Raw genomic sequence first — 17,808 nt, 5'->3', positions numbered from 1 at the left:
TTATGAAAACACAACCAAATATCTTAGTGTCGGTTTCACCTAATAATATCGCGACCATTACTTTAAACCGTGTCGATAAATCGAATGCTTTCAATGCTGAAATCATCGGTGATCTGCTCACCGCCCTTAATCAACTTAAAATAAACAAAGAGATACGCGGCCTACTACTTGAAGCCAATGGTAAACATTTTTCATCGGGTGCTGATCTGCATTGGATGAAAAACATTGCTTTAGAAACAGAGGAAAATAATCAAAAAGATGCAGCTCAACTTGCTGAACTTCTAAATCAACTCAATCACTTTCCAGCTCCCACCATTGCCGTCGTTCAAGGTGCTGCTTTTGGGGGCGCATTAGGGTTAATTTGTTGCTGTGATATTGCTATTGCAAGTATCAACGCTAAATTCTGTTTAAGTGAAGTAAGGTTAGGGTTAGTGCCTGCAACAATTGCCCCGTATGTTTGTCGTGCGATAGGTATCCGCCAAGCAAAACGTTTTATGTTAACCGCAGAGTTAATCACGGTAGAACAAGCACACGAACTTGGTTTAATTCATCATATTTGTGATGATATACAACAAGAAAAACAGGTAATAATTCAACAAATCTTAACCAATAGTCCAGCTGCTCTTGCAACAGTCAAAACCTTATGTAGACAATGCGAAATCACAATAATTGATCAGTGTTTAATTCGTTATACCAGTGAATTAATCGCCAAAGTCAGATGTTCACCACAAGCACAAGAAGGCATACAAGCTTTTTTCGATAAAGTCCCACCAAGTTGGAGTAAAGCCAATGACATTAACGAATAAGCTTCAATTATCGCTACCCGATGCTATTACCGTTTTTGAGGTTGGTCCCCGTGATGGATTACAAAACGAACCTCACCTTTCAAAATTAGGTGATAAAGCAACAGCTCTTAAAATAGCGCTGATTAATGAATTGAGTCAGACAGGTTTAACACATATCGAATCAGGTGCATTTGTTTCGCCAAAGATGATCCCAACGATGGCTGATTCAGATAGTGTATTTTCGCACATTCAACGTCATCCCAATATATTTTACTCAGCTCTAACTCCAAATTTACAAGGGCTAGAAGCGGCCATTAACGTTAATGCCAATGAAGTCGCTATCTTTACTTCTTGCTCTGAAACCTTCACTCAAAAAAATATACACGCCAGTATTGATGAAAGCCTTCGACGATTTGAATCTGTTATTGCGATAGCCCATCAACACTTAATACCTGTACGTGCTTATTTATCCTGTGTGATAGATTGTCCGTACGAAGGAAAAACACCACCGCAACAAGTCGCAGAAATTGCAAAGACTCTCATCAACATGGGCTGTTATCAAGTGTCACTGGGAGACACAATAGGAACAGGAACGCCATTACGAGTTGCTACAATGTTAGAATGTGTAAATCAGCATATTCAATCAAAAGCCATCGCCGTCCATTTCCATAATAGTTATGGACAAGCATTAGCGAATATTTATCAAGCAATGCAGATGGGAATTACTACAATAGACAGTAGTATTGCGGGATTAGGTGGTTGCCCATACGCACCAGGAGCAAGTGGTAATGTAGCAACAGAAGATGTTATTTACTTATGCCAAGGTCTCAACATCCAAACTGGCATAGATTTAGAAAAATTCACATTGGTTAGTCAGACATTTTGCCAACAATTGGGGATACGCCCACAGTCTAAAGTTACTTTAGCTATGGCGCATCGCCCATAAACTTTATTCTGCGTCTCTACGAACTCGTTCTTCAGACTCAAGCTCATTCACAGCATCCCACAACTGTTGCTCTCGGATACGTTGACGCTCTAAATTAGCATTAATACCATCCACAATTTGTTTATCTAATGGGCCTAAATAGTTATCAGCACAATCATGAAAGATACTGCGAAACTCTTCCATCGTTGGTAAGCGATTATTATGTTCTTCAAAGTTATCAAAAATATCATGAACTTTAACTGACATATCCCGCTTCATGCTTTCTATCTCTGAACTGTCCATATATTCCCTCGAGTGCACTTGGTTTCACATGATTGGTAACAGAAATATCTAAAACCGTCATTAAGTTCTAGAATAAACCATTAATATTTAAACTTTATGTCACAAAAACTTTGTAACTATCAGCCACAATACTCAAAATCGATTGATAAATACTGTGTATCAATAATATCCTAGCTATGAGGACGTAATCATAAAATCTATTTTCAGTATAGTGTGATTACACATCATTAAGATGATGATTTGGTGATGAATATATAACAACTGAGACAACAAACTTTTGTTAGCGCACTATCATCAAAATTTAAGTACCTCTATTCTTAGTAAAAATAACATCTTATACTGATGTTTATTTGGATTTATAGGGTCGTATTCAGAAAGGAAGTTTGAATAAATTGAAACCGTTATTCTCATTTAAAGATCGCTATAAACAGCTTTGCTTACCCATTTTTTTACTCTCAACCATACCCAGTATTAGCCAAGCTGACCCCGTAAACGACACAACTACTGACCCCGATAATCAATCAAGCATGGCAAATTGGGTTGATGACTCACACCAATCACTTACTGACACCGTTCATGATATTGGTGAATACCTTGACGAAAGCTTAGCTAAAGACGATGACGAAAGTGCACTAACCAACCGAAGCTATTTACGGATTCGTAACCGTTTGTCCTATTCATATCGAGGCAAAGTTGATAATGACTTCAAAGTTTATTTTAAACTTGATCTACCTCATGTTAAACGAGACTGGAAACTGATCATTGATTCAGAGCCAGGCGACTTCGATAGTCTTGAAAACAAGCAACGTGGTATTGCCACTGGTAACAAAACCACATCTGGCGATACCGTTGGTGCATTTCGTCTTCAAGATGCCCACTTTGGCAACTGGAATTCAGATTTTGATATTGGTATTAAATTAAAACTTCCGCTTGATCCTTTCACAAAAATGCGATTTACACGCGTTGATTCTATTAGTGAAAACTGGACAACCCAGCTCGAGCAACAAGTTTTTTATTACCACTCAAAAGGGTTAGGTTATCTAAGTGCACTTAATGGCTATTACGCAATAAACCCTGAACACTCGAAAATATTCAAAACTACGACGAGTGCACAGTACTTAAAAGAAGACGACAAATGGGAACTGTTGCAACAATTTGAATTGTTCCATCGCTACGACGATAAAATCCTATTCGAGTACTCAACAGGGATCAGTGCTGATACAGGAGAAAATAAAGAAGTCACAAACTATTGGATATCTGCAACGTGGAATAAACGCATTTACAAACACTGGTTATATTTAGGTATTCGTCCGCAGCTAGAATTCCCTCGTGAATATAACTATCACGCCAACCCTGGCGTAATGATTGAACTTGAAATGTTCTTCTCCAAAAAAAGAAAAATTGATCGTTTAGGCCGTTACATTCCTAAACCAACCCTGCCAGAACCAAAAAAATAATTATGATATGGCTATAACGATTAGGCACAATACCGTCTTATCGTTACCATCAAACTATGAGCAACGACACAAAATCTTATTACCGCACTTCACTCTCATCACTAACTGGAATAATTTAATAACTAGGTAACAATTTAGCTTAGGGGTGTATTATGTTTCATTTAAAGAAAGTAATCTTCTCTGTATTGTTCCATTTCTATCAATTTTTTAGGCTTAGTTTTCCGCTATGGCTAATGATTTCATCACTTGGGATCAGTCTTGGCTTAATCTTACTTCTTTCTGGTGAAAATCATTTCCAACAAGGTATTAGTGCCATAACCAGTTTCAGCCTCATCAGTATCTATCTGATAATGCTGAAGTACTTTTATTCAAAATTATTAAACTGGAGTGATACTCGCTCTTCGAAAGAGATCATTGTATCGCTTAAGCAATAGTCCATTTAGTTTATCGCTTAAAATACTCACATTATCAGCCACTATGACATTGGTTACACTTTCATTAAGGATACAGCAATAATATACCAAATAGGAATTATAAGAATTTTACTTATAGTTTTATAACAATAGTAAAATTGAACATATAACTGAGTATATTATGAATAGATATTTACCATTCATTGGCTTAACTTTATTGATTTCAGGTTGCGCGACACAAACTGTACCGCAATCTGAGCCACAAGTGATCACAAAATTCGTAAAACAAGATACAGCGCCAGCAGAAAAAAAAGGATATGACGATGGTTGTAAAAATGCCATGGAAGCGCAGTTTTTACCATCCAAAGATATAGTAAATAGCTTTGATACTGTAAATAGAACAGCATACCTAAAAGGCTGGGAAAAAGGATATAAACAGTGTGTTATTGGTTTAGGTCCAGTCAGAATCAACAGTTCTATGCCTGCGGGTCAAACAAAGTAACATTTGCACTCAGGGGCTATATTCAATTAGCCCCTTATATCAGCTTTGTTAAATCAATCACTACATAACATTTGCTTGTTCTTCTATTCGCTGAACTAAGCCTTCAGGTAGTTTTAATGCATTAGCTAATGCGTCGAGATAAGCACGCTCTAAGAAATGATCGACATCAATAGCCAATAATGTAACTAAATAAACTTCAGATGCTTGCTCTAAACCGCTAACTTGCGCTGCAATAACTTGAGGATCTAACGGTGCATTTAGCCAGCGAACAATCACCGTTTCAATATCATGGGTGATCCCATTTTCAATCATCCATTGTGCTATCGCTGTTTTTTCTTGTTCGTCAATATGACCATCAGCTTTTGCTGCAAAAATCATTGCTTGAACTAATAAGTCTTGGTTTGTTCTTAATTGAGTATTTGGGGAAATCGTAGACTGTGAGTCCATTGCCGTATTAGAGGCGTGTGATGATTCTTGCGACCATTTCTTATAAGCCTGATAAGCTACAGTGCCAATCACGGCAGTACCACCAATTAAGGCTGCTTTACCGCCATATTTTTTTGCTAATTTGCGACTTTTTTTATTACCTAATAATGCGCCGACTACCCCACCAGCCGTTGCTCCTTTTAATAAATCAGAAGTGCTTGAGTTCGATGTGGCTTTTCCCTTATCAATATAATTACTAGCTTGATTTATTAACTGATCGAATAAACCTTTCATCGTCATTCTCCATAAAAAGGGCATATATTAATACTATGGAAAAACAGATTAATTAAACAGCTTTAAAGCGTAAATCAATGTAAATTGACCACCTTATTCACACGGATAATTGAATAATGGCAACCAATTGATACCATCAATAAGGTTGTTATGTATCTATTAAGCATAAAAAACGCTCTAGAATGAGAGCGTTAATATAAATTCAAGCCTGTTTAATAAATAGATTAAACGGTATAAAGAACTTTAATAATATGCCAACCAAATTTAGTTTTTACAGGCTCTGGAATTAATCCACGTAAGTTATTATTTTTCTTTTTTAACGCTTCGCTGGTACTGATTGCTTTGCCAGAAAAGACCGCTTTATCAAACTGCGGTACCATAGCACCTTTACGGAACTCACCAAGATCCCCGCCTTTTTTACCCGATGGGCACGTTGAATGTTTCTTAGCAAGTTCTTGAAATTTTGCACCCTTTTTAAGCTGTTCTAGAATATCATCAGCTAATTCTTTGTGTTTCACTAAAATATGAAGTGCGTGTGCGCTAGAAGCCATGGTGGGTTACCTATTTCATTAGTTTTTATTGCGCAATTTTGCGATAAATACCGTAAACTAGCAAGCTATTCACTAAATTTGAATAAAATATAAACACGCCATTAATGCAATATTTATTCAACTATAACGGGATCATAATTTTAGAATAAAACCTCAAAAATTTAACGACTTATACCCATTATAAACGTTATTATAATCGTCTCATTCACTTTCCATTCATGGTTGTTACTTTACAATTATAAATATGAAAATAGGTCATAGATATTTATATATAGTCGGACTTCTCGGGTCGTTGACTTTCGGCGTATTAGCAACGCCGGTAACCCACGATGAAGAGCATCACGATGATGTAATGACAGCTGTAGAAAAAGGATTAATCAAGCCTTATTCAGCCCTTCAGCATAAAGTCTCTCAACAGTTATCAGCACGTATAATTAAAGTAGAGCTCAACGAAGATAATGGTGAGTGGATCTATGAACTAAAGCTTATTGATACTGAAAACAATATAATAAAAGTTGAATATCAAGCTCAATCTTTACAAATGTTAAATATTAAAGGACGACATTTAGAAAATGTCATCAGGGCTCCAAAATGAAAATTCTTGTTGTAGAAGACGAAGTTACTTTAGGCGAACAAATTATCACTGGTTTAGAACAAAGTGGTTGGGTGGCAGAACTTTCTTGTGATGGTATTGATGCCCTCTATCGTGCAACATCAGAACCTTGGGATGCTATTGTTTTAGATTTGGGTCTTCCTAAACTAGATGGTATTACCGTGTTAAAAGGTATTCGTGAAGAAAATGTAAACTGCCCTGTCGTTATTTTAAGTGCACGTAATGAACTTACACAACGTGTCGACGGCTTAAATGCAGGCGCTGATGATTATTTAACCAAACCTTTTCAAATGGTGGAATTAGTCGCTCGTGTTAGAGCCCAACTACGCCGTTCAACAGGTAATGCCTCTCCTGTTATTCAAGCAGGTAATCTAAGTCTTGATACACGTACTTCCAAGGTAACTTGGGAAGGTCAAATCATTGATCTTACAGCACTTGAATTCAAAGTATTATCTTATCTTATGCATAACACTGACAAGGTTATTTCGCGTACAGAATTAGTTGAACATATCTATAAGCAAGATTTTGATCGCGATTCAAATACAATTGAAGTATTCATTGGTCGTATTCGTCGAAAAATTGGCAATGATGTAATAAAAACAGTTCGCGGCCTTGGATATCGGATTAATGCCAATTAATAAAAGGAAAAAAGGCCAGCCAAGTATTCGTAATCGTCTATTAAGTGCTGCTGCAATATGGCTATTAGCGATTACGCTAACGGCTGGTTATCTTGTGCCAAGCTTTATTAAAAGCTACCTCATTGACCAAGAAAAAACCCAGCTTTATTTATACCTTGATCAAATTACAGCGCTCGTTGATATTGATGCGCATGGTCGTGTATTTCTTGATGGTCGATTATCAAACCCGCGATTTAACTCCCCTTATAGCGGTTTGTATTGGTCACTCAAACTCAACAACCAACATTTACGTTCACGCTCGTTATGGGACACCACCATTTCAGGGAATAACGAAGAGGGTTTTGAAGGTCCTAATAAACAATCCTTAATCGTGGTTAAACGTAAATTCTTACTGCCTGATAGTGATTATCCAGTAGAATTATCTGTTGCCATCAATCAGGATCGATTAATCAAGACCTTACAAGAACTAACCCGAGGCTTATGGTTAATTTTGACCATTATGGCAATTGGTATTCTCACACTTACCACGCTACAAGTCAGCTGGTCACTGTGGCCTCTACGTAAATTGCGTCGAAATTTAAAGCTAGTGCGAGAAGGACATACTACAGAGCTAACCGGGCTATATCCTGTTGAGATACAACCAGTTATTGATGACCTAAATGCCTTACTCTTCCACTACCAAGAGCTATTATTGCGCGCACGTAATCATTCAGGGAATTTATCTCACGCACTTAAAACACCCATTGCTATTTTGAATAATGAAGTCGCGTTACTCGATGAACCAACAAAAGCCAAGCTAGTTCCAGCTCTCCAGCAGTTACAGCAGCATATCGATTATCATTTAGGTCGTGCACGCATGGCTGGCGCTGTGAATATTCTAGCTGCCAAAACAGCGGTTTCTAGTCGAGTAGATGCGATCTCCTTAGCAATGGATAAAGTCTACGCAAATCGTGAGCTGATCTTAGTTAACGAGCTTGATAGCAGCGTGATGGTTGCTGTAGAAAGCAGTGATCTTGATGAAATGATCGGTAACTTAATCGAAAACAGCTATAAATGGGCTAACTCTTTGATTCGCGTCTACCAAGAGTCAAGCCAATCAGGTCAAATTACCCTTGTCATTGAAGATGACGGCATTGGTATTGCAGAAGAAAAATGCAAGCAAGTACTTAACCGTGGAGTGCGGCTAGATGAAAGCACCCCTGGAACAGGGCTTGGATTAAACATCGTTAATGAACTAGCGCATAGTTATCGTGGTGATTTAATTTTAAGCAAAAGCCAGCGCGGCGGTTTGAAAGCAAGCCTCATTTTACCTATACCTAGAAACTGAAAAAACCCTGCTAGTTACTGGCAGGGTTAAACACACTCATATCGCAAAATCACAAATTGACCCACCAAACTATTCAAGAATATTGATGATAGTTATAAATCTCGCATTAAAATTTCATAATCTTCTTGCGCTGATTCAATAAGGTGTTCGAGCTCTTTCGCGTCTTGGTTTCTAAGATCTAGTTGCCAATTGACTTTTGATTCATCTCGGCAGACTAATAATGTTTTTGTTCCGGTCTTACTAAACCATAATTGTGAGAATTCAGCCTCTTGTTCTGCATTATCCTCAAGAATATTAACACGTAACTTACCCGTTGGGATTACGCTAATATGAGCATGCCGCTGAACTTTACCGAGTAAGGTAAAATCTCGTTGTTCCACTAACATCACATCATCCTCCTAGTGTGGCCGTACTCAGAGTCTTTCAATAATTGCACAATAAACAACCGACTTTTTAAGTGTAGATGCTTTACAAAATATATTTTATAAGAATGCAATATTAATATAATTGTCATATGAGCCGTTTTAAACATAGTGTCATCATATGCTTAATAACAAGAATCTACGACTATAGAAACCAAAGAGTACACAGTGATATAGTGAATAAAACAGAATAGGAAGCTGATAATAAATGATAGATTTTCGTTCAGATACGGTAACTCGTCCTTCTCCCTTAATGCGTCAAGCTATGTCCCAAGCACTGGTTGGTGACGATGTTTATAGTGATGATCCAACGGTTAATGATTTAGAGCTTTTTGCAGCGGAACGCCATGGATTTGAAGCCGCACTTTTTTGTAGTTCTGGCACTCAAGCTAATTTACTGGCATTGATGGCGCACTGTGAACGTGGAGATGAATATTTATGTGGTCAACAGGCTCATAATTATAAATTCGAAGGCGGTGGTGCAGCAGTTTTAGGCTCAATCCAACCTCAACCAATAGAAAATGCTGCTGACGGCACACTTCCCTTTGAAAAATTGACAGCCGCAATTAAGCCAGACGATCCTCATTTTGCCCGGACAACACTTTTAAGCCTCGAGAACACCATCAACGGTAAAGTGTTACCGCTAACATACCTTCAACAAGCACGTGAATTTGTTGATCAGCATAACCTAAAACTTCACCTTGATGGTGCGCGTGTTTATAACGCAGCCGCCGCACTCAATGTCGATATCACAGAAATTGTTAAATACTTTGATTCTTTCACCATTTGTTTATCGAAAGGTTTAGGTGCGCCAATTGGGTCGCTACTAATTGGTGATAAAGCACTAATAGCCAGAGCTCGTCGTTGGCGTAAGGTTCTCGGTGGCGGCATGCGCCAAGCAGGAATCATTGCAGCTGCTGGTAAAATTGCACTAACTGAAAATACAAATCGTTTAGTCGATGACCATTCCAATGCTAAATACTTAGCTGAACAATTAAATACAGTAAATGGTTTTGAAGTAAACACGAATCACATTCAAACAAATATCTTATTTGCAAAAGTCGATAGCAAGATAGATCAAACCCAATTAGCGACAACATTAAAATCACAAAATATTTTGATCTCAACAGGAAACCCATTGCGATTAGTGACTCATTTAGACATTACAAAAGACGACATTGATATTTTTATCGCTGCATTAAAAAGCGCTGTCTGATCTTTCACCTCTCCCCCACACAATATTACAATGTGATCTTGTGTGGGCTTTTGTGGGCTTTACTTCTTAATCTCTTTCATTGCTGCTATCAAAAATCTTTTTACAAATAACGGTTATCTTTGTGGTATATATTTTTACGATACTCAACTTTTGCATGATTTTTTGATACCTGCCTCACTTTCTTTAAATTGAACCTTTGCAACCCTATTCTCACTCATTTAGCTTATGTGAATATTAATGATAATTAGTTTCATTATCATATAGTTTTATTTTTGCAGGGAGAGCATCATGGAACAAGCGTTTCATTCAGACCCAATACTGAAAGTACGTGATCTCGAAGTCACCTACATTACAGACAATGGCGACTTTAAAGCCGTAAAATCAGTGAGTTTCGATATAGGTAAAAGTGAAATATTTGGCTTAGCGGGTGAATCGGGATGTGGTAAAAGTACTATCGCTTTTGCTATTAATCGCTTACATAAGCCGCCAGCACTTATCACAAAAGGAAGTATTGAGTACGACGGTACAAACCTTATCGCAATAACTGAACAACAAATGGGTGTTGTTCGCTGGAAAGACATTGCTATGGTATTCCAAAGTGCAATGAACTCACTAAATCCCGTACTCCCTATTCAAGAGCAATTTGCTGACGTAATGCGCCATCACCTTGGCTACAGCAATGAACAAGCAAAAGAGCGTGCAGAAAAGCTATTAGATCTGGTTAATATCCCTCGCGAGCGTTTATCTGAATATCCACACCAATTTAGTGGTGGTATGCGTCAAAGACTCGTTATTGCGATTGCGCTATGTCTAAACCCAAAACTTATCGTTATGGACGAACCGACCACTGCGCTTGATGTTGTTGTTCAACGTGAAATTTTGCAGCAGATTTATCAACTTCGTAAAGAATTCGATTTCTCTGTGTTATTTATTACTCACGATCTTGCGCTTATGAGTCAACTTTGTGATCGCATTGCCGTAATGCGATACGGTGAAATTGTTGAAGTCAATCAAGCACGTGAAATACGTAACAATCCTCGACACCCATATACCCAAAAGTTATGGGCATCGTTCCCTAACATTCATGAAGATGCGCCACACGTTTCTATCTCAGCAGAGGAAATATCGTAATGGAACAACCAATTATTGAATTAAATAATGTGGTGAAAGAGTTCACTGCTGGCGGTGGTCTTGGTTCGACTGAAATCTTTCGTGCACTCGATAATATTAGTTTTAAGCTCTATAAGGGGCGTACTTTAGCGCTCGTTGGTGAATCAGGCTGTGGTAAAAGTACATGTGCAAAGCTCATTACTAAAGTTCACGGCGTAACGGAAGGCGAGATTTTATTTAAAGGCGATAACGTCGATACCATTCGTAAACGTAAAGATGTATTAAATTACCGCGGTAAAGTCCAAATGGTATTCCAAGACCCATTTGGATCGTTGAATCCTACTCATACTATTCGCCATCACCTCACTCGCCCACTGTTAATTCATAAACAAGTTAAGGGTAAAGACGCAATAGAGCAGCGTTTAAATGAGCTAATGGAATTGGTTGAGTTACCCATTGAAGATCTTGATAAATACCCCCATCAGCTTAGTGGCGGTCAACGTCAACGTGTAAATCTAGCACGTGCAATTGGTGTTGGTGCTGAAATCATCCTCGCCGATGAACCAACCTCAATGCTTGATGTTTCTATTCGATTAGGTGTGTTGAACCTAATGAAAGAAATGAAAGATAAAATTGGTATTGGCTTTTTGTACATTACTCATGACTTAGCCACTGCACATTATATCGCAGAAGAAACCGCCGTAATGTACCGTGGTCGTATTGTTGAATGGGGAGACACTCGTTCTATTTTACGTAACCCACAGCACCCTTATACTAAATTATTAATCTCTGCAGTGCCCGATCCTGATCTACCCTTTAATAAACTCGTGGATTCAGAGCCAGATTATTCACAGAGCGCCGATAAGATCCGTGCAATAAGTTTGAAGTCTATTTCAGGACATCGCCATGTTGCTGACAATCACTTTGTTGCAAACTGGGATGAAGCGGAAGTCAACGCACTTAAAAAGGTAAAAATCGCATGATGACTCTTCACTGCTGGCTAGAATCAGTTAAAGGGTGGTACCAACCCAACCATAGCCATGATTTTTCAGAGTTGGTTACTCTCATTCAACAAACGCCTAGCAGCATGATGGATGAATTAGACAATGAGACTGGCAGTGAAGCTTTAGCCTACTGGCTAGATGCATGTTTTCGCTTAACTAAATATTATCAACATCAAGGCTATAACGAACAGGCATTTGGTTATATTCAGCTTTCTTATGCCAAGCTTCAAGCTGTCGTATGTGATGCAAGTTATAGTGCAGAGCTAAAGCGTTGGGGCTTAAAAAAGCTAGATCGAATCATTGTTGCTATGGTGGAGTTTTGCCAACATCAGACCGATCCTCAGTGGCAGCAAGAAAGTGTCCAGCTCATTAACTTGCATGTCGCTTTTATGGAATCACAGCAGCATTTGAATTTAAAATATTCGGCAAAAAATTAAATCCCATCCTAAACCTAAAAATGAGTATATATTCACTTTTTACATATAAAAGTGAATAGTACTCGTTTTCCTTTATTTATCAGTCCATTACAATAACAACATTTATAGCCATCAATTATTAAACAAATTATCGTAAAACGATAATTTTTTATTGCTTATTTATAATTTAGCCTCTATTATTGCCTCATCAACTGAAGAGGTACCACATGTCCAATATCCAAAAACAAAGTAAAAGAGCTCGTATCTTATTTCAAATATTCCTTATATTAACTCCTATCTTAGTCTGCTATTTTTGGTTAACCATAGATACGCCATATGACTATTTAACAGCCACTGGAATAGTACAAACATCTTTTGATGATTTACATAACCTCACTCAAGTGCCATTAACACCCACAATCAGAGTCGTAGCTGCTTTATTTAGCTTAATTTATTGCTCAATTATCATGTATGCTTTAACAAAGTTAATTAAGCTCTTTCGTAACTATGAAAATAACAATATCTTTACCTTTGAAAATGCAACTATTTACCAGAAACTTGGCTACAGCATATTTTATTGGGTTGGTGGCTCAGTACTATATGACGCAATAATGACTGTTGTAATTAGTTTCAATAATCCACCTGGACACAGAATGCTTGCTATTGGCTTTGAAGGTATAGACTTTATAACCCTTATTATGGGGCTTATCGTATTGATAATTTCATGGGTGATGAAAGAAGCTTGCATTCTTGCGGATGAACAAAATTTAACCATTTAAGAGCCTGCGATGACAATACGTATTAACTTAGATGTCATGATGGCTAAACGCAAAATGCGATTAAAAGCATTGGCTCAAGCTATGGAGATGACAGAGGCAAACTTATCTATTCTCAAAAACGGTAAAGCGAAGGCAGTACGCTTTTCAACCTTAGATAAGTTATGTGAATTACTTGAATGCCAACCTGGTGATATTCTCGAATTTGAAGAAAATCACAACGATAAGTAAATAAAATAAGTAGACGTTATTTAACGCCTACTTATGATTTTTACTTCAAAACTTAATGACATGACTTAGTGTCTTGCTTTTACCCACACCGATTTAAAATCAAACCAACCTAATTGATTAGACGCCATCCCTTCCAATTCACCGTTACCATCAACGCCTAACCACGTATGGAATAATGGTAATACTTGACCTGAATTGACTAATAAATTCTGGATCTCTTCTAATGGAAATTCAGGTGTAATATTCATTCGCCAATTATCAATATGAGTATCAAGTTGCGTGAATGCTTGAGGTGGCATCGCTCGTTCAATTTGCTCAAAGTTATATAACCACGGCAATATCGCATCGGCTCGATCACTCCCAAGACTCATGCCATTTAACCAGAGATCTATTTTATCTGCTTGTTTGCCTTGCATGATATCTTCAAAGGCAATTTCAATCACTTTAATCGTAATACCATCTTTAGCCAATATTTCAGCTATCAATCCAGCAATATAAGGATAAATAGGGTGTTCTTGTTGATAGGCCAGTGTCACAGAGCGTTTAGTCGTTGGCACAACAATATCGTGTGGGTAATCCGTTGCACAAATCCATCCTGGTAATAAACCATAAGCATTAATCATCTTAAAGTTAGAGACTTTATTCAAATCTAAATGACGCATAATACTCAAACTGTTTAAACGAGATTGAAAATAATCTAACCAAATCTTTTGTTGTGCTAAGCCTTTATTTCTATTTAATAATAAGTAATTACAGCCTTGATCTAAGCTTAACTTATTAGATACCGTTGCACTTTGTGTCTGCGCTAACTCTAGTGATGGCTTTAAATAACAAGCAGAAAAACCCGTTAAAATCCAAATTTCCACCACATCTGTTAATGCACGAAAACCAAAATACATATCAAATGCTTCAAGTTTTAAACGCTGCTTATCATTAATCGTGACTTTATAAGGCCCCGTACCGACCGGAAATGTGGTTGCATCAGAGCGACGATGATTACCTGCAGGCTGAATAACAGCACTGATATTCGCGAGTAAAGCAGGAAGATGAAGATCATCTCGTTTTAAATACACATCTATCGTATTAGCAAAGGGGGAAATAACATCATCAATATGCTTAAACAACGCTTGCTGTTTCACTTCCTTAAACGTTTGAATAATATCATCGCTTTCAAGTAATCGCCCATCATGAAAACGGATTGCAGGACGAATATGAAAACGCCAATGCCTTACCGAGATCATTTCCCAAGCATGAGCAATATCAGCTTCAACTTCCCCTTTTTCCTCATTAAATTGGGTTAAGCCACTGAATATTTGCCTAACAAGGTGTTGTTCAGAGCGGCGAAGCGGTTTGAGAGGATTAAGATTACCGAAACTACGGTAATAAGGTAGTCGCACAATTTGCCTGCCATGAACATGAGAAATACCCAGTTGCTCATGAATCAATTGCACCAGTTTTTCAGCATTATTATCTAACACCGATAATGCTGTTTCTAGTTTGCCATCAGTGACTAACTTACGCGCTTGCATAAATTGTAACTCACTGTCAGTGCTATTAAATATTAAGCGTGATTGCTTTCCACGCCCAACGGCAGGCTGCCAATCTATCCAGCCTTTATCGACCATTTTATTTATGACCATACGCACATTACGACGCGTACAAAATAAAACTTCTGAAATATCATGGAGATTTGTCTCAGTATTCCTACCTGAGAAATGGTTGTACAAACGCTGGAATTGCAATTTTAATCGTTGACCGCTCATAAAGAGGAAACCTTATTCCCTATATTGTTCTCTTTTAACTTCCTCATTTTAGCGTAAAAATACAACAGTCGATATGAAAACAGGTTTTGCTCTACTTACAGTGTGATACCTATAGAAATATCGATAAGTCTACAAAGCCATTTGTAGCTTAATGAACATTAACTTAGGCTCTTTCCCCCAAAAGAGTTTATTTACCCTGAGTGCTCATTAATTTAAGTCCGACCTAAGACTAAACGTGTTAGGTTGGACTTTCCCTGTATTCTTTTATTGTCATTAGATTGATAAATACCGTGTTTATGCTGGTGATAAGTAAACTAAAACAAGAATACGATGAAAAAACTCAAACGCTATCAATATGAACAATATGCGATTTTATGTCATCTTGCTTATCCTGATGATTTTGATCATACCCAATATGGTTTTTTGCCTGAGGGCAGAGAAGAAATAATCGATCGCTGGGGACGCCCTATTATTCGTATTTTATGGGGTGAGAGTAAAGAAGTCGTCTTAGTCTTTAAAGGTTCGCAAAACATATGGGATTGGCTACTCAACCTTGCATGTTTCCCGAAAAAAATCGAATCACAACCTAAGCCATATCATGTTCATTGGGGTTATCATTATCTGATACATCAAAAAAGCATAAGACGTAACTATGCTTTTCATCAATGTCATCCAGATTTAAGTGACAGTCAAAAGCTAGATATCTTTCAAGCATCACATTTAACCTCGTACCGCAATCAATCGAACTACAACGAAATTATTAAACAGATCCAAGCCGTAATAAAACCCTTAATTGAATCCGGTAAGCACATTAGCTTAACTGGCCACTCCTCTGGTGGTGCAATGGCGGTACTCAGTGCTGATTACTTACACCAACATTATCCAAATGCAATAAAGCGTGTGGTCACTTTTGGGCAGCCAGCAACAGGGTTTTGGAGTTTTAAAAAACATTACCCATTGCATCAACAAACCTATCGTATCTGTTGTGATCTAGATATTGTCACCTTTCTACCCGCCATTCCTTTTATGCATTGGCATGTTGGGCAAATGCTCTGGTTACACAACGGTAAAATATATCAAAACATTCCCACCATAATACGATTATCACGATCAATAATAAGTTGGATCATGCGCCCTTTTAGCTACCACTTCATGCAAAAATATATTCGCAATAAAGATTTCTTTGATAAGCACTGATCCAACTTCAACTTACTGAATAAAATTATAAATACGACGAGCTAAGTATTTTGCAGTATTTATGTCTTTAGCGTCAGGTTTACCATCCTCAGATGTAGCTACAACGCCAGCCTGACAACCTAAACGATTCACTCCCAATGCGTTGTAATTTGAAGGCCTATCTATTCCCATCCAAATCATTCCATGCTGTGATGCTAATATTTGAAAATACCGAAGCGTTTCAGTTTGATCGCCATTCGGTGAGCCACCAGAAGTTATTCCTGCCGCTATTTTTCCTGATAATCTCTGATCGCACCATTTATCACTTGTCGCATCAGCAAAAGCTTTGAATTGCGCCGCTACAGATCCCATATAAGTTGGTGAGGCAAAAATAATCGCTTGGCATTGCTGAAGTTTTTCCATTATTTCATAATTAACAAATCGCCCTTCTATAATTTCTGCTCCCGTAATCTTGTGCGTAATCACTTCTACAGGATCTGATGCTAACTCGTTACAACAGCCTTCTACTAAAGCTTCTGTGATGCCTGTATTCGAGAAATAAACAATACCTATCGCTTTCATTAAAACATCCTTATTAAGTGTATAAATCTCAACACAAGATAAAACCTCAAGTTAACCTGAGGTCAACTGTTAATGAGATTTTTTTAATCGATACATATGAATAATCATATATGTCATAATTGCAGTGTATAACTGTTTAGAAATGGAAAAGACAATAAGGAAATACCGCATGACACATCCAACATGGGAATTACCAATAAACAACAACTCAGCAGGATTGGTACTTACCCCTTGTCCAGGAACAAAAGGCAAGCCATTAGTTGAAAGCATTGATCAACTGAAAGCACAAGGTGTCACGATTGTTGTCACAGCATTAAGCATGAAGGAAATGGAAGCAAAGAACGTTGGTCTTTTACCACTGGTTGTTCAGCAAGTCGGGCTTCAATGGTTCAATACTCCAATAAAAGATGATTGCGCGCCAGATGCAAGCTTTCAGCCTCATTGGGATGCTATCTCCCCTGCATTACACCAAGCATTAGATAATGGCGAAAAAGTCGCGCTACATTGTATGGGTGGCTCAGGTCGGACAGGATTACTTGCAGCCCACTTATTATTAGAAAGAAACTGGCAATTAGAAGACATCATAAGCCAAGTTCAAGAATTAAGACCCAATGCTTTCACTAAAAAAGTGCAAACTGAATATATTCGCGATATTGCTCTTATTAATGGGTAAAGACAGCTTAAAATGTCATTGTAACGGAAGCAGAGATCATCTCTGTTTTCGTTTACTAGAAGTTTAACGAATTTCATTCTCAATAAAAGTTATCCCACAATATATAATAGATAGGATTTGCATCTATATATGTGTTTTGTTGATAAAATAGCCATTTATTAATAATTTTTAACATTCTCTTAAATTGCTTATCTAACTATATTTA

General features: G+C 37.6%; 22 protein-coding genes. 16 read left to right on the top strand and 6 right to left on the bottom strand.

The genetic code is table 11. The annotated features are described in order from the left end of the window. Window positions 1-2 precede the first annotated feature (2 nt). Both CTN01_RS10285 and CTN01_RS10280 read left to right on the top strand, forming a co-directional pair. Window positions 3-806 (top strand): enoyl-CoA hydratase-related protein, encoded by an 804-nt coding sequence (locus tag CTN01_RS10285; RefSeq protein ID WP_045147437.1) that lies wholly within the window; start codon window positions 3-5, stop codon window positions 804-806. Further along, complete coding sequence (locus tag CTN01_RS10280; protein ID WP_045147439.1) at window positions 790-1,731, top strand: hydroxymethylglutaryl-CoA lyase; 942 nt, start codon at window positions 790-792, stop codon at window positions 1,729-1,731. The genes CTN01_RS10285 and CTN01_RS10280 overlap by 17 nt, the downstream gene beginning before the upstream one ends. Before the next feature lie 3 nt (window positions 1,732-1,734). Here the strand turns inward: CTN01_RS10280 and CTN01_RS10275 are convergent, their stop codons facing one another. After that, on the bottom strand, window positions 1,735-2,013 hold the full coding sequence (locus CTN01_RS10275; RefSeq protein WP_005364766.1) for a hypothetical protein: 279 nt from the start codon (window positions 2,011-2,013) through the stop codon (window positions 1,735-1,737). A gap of 383 nt (window positions 2,014-2,396) precedes the next feature. On the opposite strand from CTN01_RS10275, the gene CTN01_RS10270 reads away from it, so the two are divergent. The 3 genes from CTN01_RS10270 to CTN01_RS10260 all read left to right on the top strand — a co-directional run bounded on the left by CTN01_RS10270 (window position 2,397) and on the right by CTN01_RS10260 (window position 4,385). Beyond that, window positions 2,397-3,470, top strand: a complete 1,074-nt coding sequence (locus CTN01_RS10270) for a hypothetical protein (protein ID WP_244155951.1) — start codon at window positions 2,397-2,399, stop codon at window positions 3,468-3,470. A gap of 152 nt (window positions 3,471-3,622) precedes the next feature. Next, entirely contained in the window at window positions 3,623-3,904 is a 282-nt protein-coding gene (locus tag CTN01_RS10265; RefSeq protein ID WP_045147441.1) for a hypothetical protein, read from the top strand. Between the two features lie 160 nt (window positions 3,905-4,064). Continuing rightward, entirely contained in the window at window positions 4,065-4,385 is a 321-nt protein-coding gene (locus CTN01_RS10260) for a hypothetical protein (protein ID WP_045147443.1), read from the top strand. A gap of 60 nt (window positions 4,386-4,445) precedes the next feature. Here CTN01_RS10260 and CTN01_RS10255 read toward each other — a convergent pair whose 3' ends face one another. Together CTN01_RS10255 and CTN01_RS10250 are read right to left on the bottom strand one after the other, a co-directional pair. Beyond that, window positions 4,446-5,105, bottom strand: coding sequence for a tellurite resistance TerB family protein (locus CTN01_RS10255; RefSeq protein ID WP_107188284.1), 660 nt, complete (start codon window positions 5,103-5,105; stop codon window positions 4,446-4,448). Between the two features lie 224 nt (window positions 5,106-5,329). Further along, window positions 5,330-5,656, bottom strand: a complete 327-nt coding sequence (locus CTN01_RS10250; RefSeq protein WP_006643957.1) for a peptidylprolyl isomerase — start codon at window positions 5,654-5,656, stop codon at window positions 5,330-5,332. A gap of 352 nt (window positions 5,657-6,008) precedes the next feature. On the opposite strand from CTN01_RS10250, the gene CTN01_RS10245 reads away from it, so the two are divergent. Genes CTN01_RS10245 through CTN01_RS10235 form a run of 3 tightly spaced genes read left to right on the top strand, consistent with a single transcriptional unit; the run spans window position 6,009 to window position 8,234 of the window. Continuing rightward, complete coding sequence (locus CTN01_RS10245; protein WP_230626936.1) at window positions 6,009-6,251, top strand: PepSY domain-containing protein; 243 nt, start codon at window positions 6,009-6,011, stop codon at window positions 6,249-6,251. Next, window positions 6,248-6,907, top strand: coding sequence for a response regulator transcription factor (locus CTN01_RS10240; RefSeq protein WP_045147445.1), 660 nt, complete (start codon window positions 6,248-6,250; stop codon window positions 6,905-6,907). The genes CTN01_RS10245 and CTN01_RS10240 overlap by 4 nt, the downstream gene beginning before the upstream one ends. Continuing rightward, window positions 6,897-8,234 carry a sensor histidine kinase gene (locus tag CTN01_RS10235; RefSeq protein WP_045147448.1) on the top strand — a complete coding sequence of 446 codons (1,338 nt, stop codon included), beginning with the start codon at window positions 6,897-6,899 and terminating at the stop codon, window positions 8,232-8,234. The genes CTN01_RS10240 and CTN01_RS10235 overlap by 11 nt, the downstream gene beginning before the upstream one ends. Window positions 8,235-8,326: 92 nt before the next feature. Here the strand turns inward: CTN01_RS10235 and CTN01_RS10230 are convergent, their stop codons facing one another. Next, window positions 8,327-8,620: a hypothetical protein gene (locus CTN01_RS10230; protein WP_045147451.1), complete on the bottom strand. Its 294-nt coding sequence runs from the start codon at window positions 8,618-8,620 to the stop codon at window positions 8,327-8,329. Window positions 8,621-8,864: 244 nt separating this feature from the next. Here CTN01_RS10230 and ltaE point away from each other — a divergent pair, with 244 nt between their 5' ends. The 6 genes from ltaE to CTN01_RS10200 all read left to right on the top strand — a co-directional run bounded on the left by ltaE (window position 8,865) and on the right by CTN01_RS10200 (window position 13,409). Continuing rightward, the gene (gene ltaE, locus CTN01_RS10225) at window positions 8,865-9,872 is read left to right on the top strand and encodes a low-specificity L-threonine aldolase (protein WP_045147453.1); all 1,008 of its coding nucleotides are present in this window, start codon (window positions 8,865-8,867) and stop codon (window positions 9,870-9,872) included. A gap of 288 nt (window positions 9,873-10,160) precedes the next feature. Beyond that, entirely contained in the window at window positions 10,161-11,003 is an 843-nt protein-coding gene (locus tag CTN01_RS10220; RefSeq protein ID WP_045147455.1) for an ABC transporter ATP-binding protein, read from the top strand. Next, window positions 11,003-11,965 (top strand): ABC transporter ATP-binding protein, encoded by a 963-nt coding sequence (locus tag CTN01_RS10215; RefSeq protein WP_045147457.1) that lies wholly within the window; start codon window positions 11,003-11,005, stop codon window positions 11,963-11,965. The genes CTN01_RS10220 and CTN01_RS10215 overlap by 1 nt, the downstream gene beginning before the upstream one ends. Further along, a complete protein-coding gene (locus CTN01_RS10210; protein ID WP_045147459.1) occupies window positions 11,962-12,423 on the top strand; it encodes a hypothetical protein in 462 nt (153 codons plus the stop codon). Before CTN01_RS10215 ends, CTN01_RS10210 begins: the two co-directional genes overlap by 4 nt. Before the next feature lie 206 nt (window positions 12,424-12,629). Then, entirely contained in the window at window positions 12,630-13,181 is a 552-nt protein-coding gene (locus tag CTN01_RS10205) for a DUF2975 domain-containing protein (RefSeq protein WP_045147461.1), read from the top strand. A 9-nt stretch (window positions 13,182-13,190) separates the two neighbouring features. Continuing rightward, window positions 13,191-13,409 carry a helix-turn-helix domain-containing protein gene (locus CTN01_RS10200; RefSeq protein ID WP_045147463.1) on the top strand — a complete coding sequence of 73 codons (219 nt, stop codon included), beginning with the start codon at window positions 13,191-13,193 and terminating at the stop codon, window positions 13,407-13,409. A 65-nt stretch (window positions 13,410-13,474) separates the two neighbouring features. Here the strand turns inward: CTN01_RS10200 and CTN01_RS10195 are convergent, their stop codons facing one another. Beyond that, window positions 13,475-15,172: an SgrR family transcriptional regulator gene (locus CTN01_RS10195; RefSeq protein WP_045147466.1), complete on the bottom strand. Its 1,698-nt coding sequence runs from the start codon at window positions 15,170-15,172 to the stop codon at window positions 13,475-13,477. A gap of 330 nt (window positions 15,173-15,502) precedes the next feature. Here CTN01_RS10195 and CTN01_RS10190 point away from each other — a divergent pair, with 330 nt between their 5' ends. Then, window positions 15,503-16,369 carry a lipase family protein gene (locus CTN01_RS10190; RefSeq protein WP_045082281.1) on the top strand — a complete coding sequence of 289 codons (867 nt, stop codon included), beginning with the start codon at window positions 15,503-15,505 and terminating at the stop codon, window positions 16,367-16,369. Between the two features lie 12 nt (window positions 16,370-16,381). Here CTN01_RS10190 and CTN01_RS10185 read toward each other — a convergent pair whose 3' ends face one another. Then, complete coding sequence (locus CTN01_RS10185; protein ID WP_045147467.1) at window positions 16,382-16,930, bottom strand: flavodoxin family protein; 549 nt, start codon at window positions 16,928-16,930, stop codon at window positions 16,382-16,384. A 169-nt stretch (window positions 16,931-17,099) separates the two neighbouring features. On the opposite strand from CTN01_RS10185, the gene CTN01_RS10180 reads away from it, so the two are divergent. After that, window positions 17,100-17,603: a cyclin-dependent kinase inhibitor 3 family protein gene (locus tag CTN01_RS10180; RefSeq protein WP_045147469.1), complete on the top strand. Its 504-nt coding sequence runs from the start codon at window positions 17,100-17,102 to the stop codon at window positions 17,601-17,603. Window positions 17,604-17,808: the final 205 nt, after the last annotated feature.

This window comes from Photobacterium angustum, from assembly GCF_003026365.1.
Taxonomy (GTDB): Bacteria; Pseudomonadota; Gammaproteobacteria; order Enterobacterales; family Vibrionaceae; genus Photobacterium; species Photobacterium angustum.
The sequence above is the reverse complement of the archived record's forward strand: the minus strand, read 5'-3'. Positions and strand labels throughout refer to the sequence as shown.

Bases quoted from the DNA above. Each gene is read 5' to 3' on its own strand.
- CTN01_RS10285 (WP_045147437.1), top strand. From the start codon at position 3: ATGAAAACACAACCAAATATCTTAGTGTCGGTTTCACCTAATAATATC.
- CTN01_RS10280 (WP_045147439.1), top strand. From the start codon at position 790: ATGACATTAACGAATAAGCTTCAATTATCGCTACCCGATGCTATTACC.
- CTN01_RS10275 (WP_005364766.1), bottom strand. From the start codon at position 2,013: ATGGACAGTTCAGAGATAGAAAGCATGAAGCGGGATATGTCAGTTAAA.
- CTN01_RS10265 (WP_045147441.1), top strand. From the start codon at position 3,623: ATGTTTCATTTAAAGAAAGTAATCTTCTCTGTATTGTTCCATTTCTAT.
- CTN01_RS10260 (WP_045147443.1), top strand. From the start codon at position 4,065: ATGAATAGATATTTACCATTCATTGGCTTAACTTTATTGATTTCAGGT.
- CTN01_RS10255 (WP_107188284.1), bottom strand. From the start codon at position 5,105: ATGAAAGGTTTATTCGATCAGTTAATAAATCAAGCTAGTAATTATATT.
- CTN01_RS10250 (WP_006643957.1), bottom strand. From the start codon at position 5,656: ATGGCTTCTAGCGCACACGCACTTCATATTTTAGTGAAACACAAAGAA.
- CTN01_RS10245 (WP_230626936.1), top strand. From the start codon at position 6,009: ATGACAGCTGTAGAAAAAGGATTAATCAAGCCTTATTCAGCCCTTCAG.
- CTN01_RS10240 (WP_045147445.1), top strand. From the start codon at position 6,248: ATGAAAATTCTTGTTGTAGAAGACGAAGTTACTTTAGGCGAACAAATT.
- CTN01_RS10235 (WP_045147448.1), top strand. From the start codon at position 6,897: ATGCCAATTAATAAAAGGAAAAAAGGCCAGCCAAGTATTCGTAATCGT.
- CTN01_RS10230 (WP_045147451.1), bottom strand. From the start codon at position 8,620: ATGTTAGTGGAACAACGAGATTTTACCTTACTCGGTAAAGTTCAGCGG.
- ltaE (WP_045147453.1), top strand. From the start codon at position 8,865: ATGATAGATTTTCGTTCAGATACGGTAACTCGTCCTTCTCCCTTAATG.
- CTN01_RS10220 (WP_045147455.1), top strand. From the start codon at position 10,161: ATGGAACAAGCGTTTCATTCAGACCCAATACTGAAAGTACGTGATCTC.
- CTN01_RS10215 (WP_045147457.1), top strand. From the start codon at position 11,003: ATGGAACAACCAATTATTGAATTAAATAATGTGGTGAAAGAGTTCACT.
- CTN01_RS10210 (WP_045147459.1), top strand. From the start codon at position 11,962: ATGATGACTCTTCACTGCTGGCTAGAATCAGTTAAAGGGTGGTACCAA.
- CTN01_RS10205 (WP_045147461.1), top strand. From the start codon at position 12,630: ATGTCCAATATCCAAAAACAAAGTAAAAGAGCTCGTATCTTATTTCAA.
- CTN01_RS10200 (WP_045147463.1), top strand. From the start codon at position 13,191: ATGACAATACGTATTAACTTAGATGTCATGATGGCTAAACGCAAAATG.
- CTN01_RS10195 (WP_045147466.1), bottom strand. From the start codon at position 15,172: ATGAGCGGTCAACGATTAAAATTGCAATTCCAGCGTTTGTACAACCAT.
- CTN01_RS10190 (WP_045082281.1), top strand. From the start codon at position 15,503: ATGAAAAAACTCAAACGCTATCAATATGAACAATATGCGATTTTATGT.
- CTN01_RS10185 (WP_045147467.1), bottom strand. From the start codon at position 16,930: ATGAAAGCGATAGGTATTGTTTATTTCTCGAATACAGGCATCACAGAA.
- CTN01_RS10180 (WP_045147469.1), top strand. From the start codon at position 17,100: ATGACACATCCAACATGGGAATTACCAATAAACAACAACTCAGCAGGA.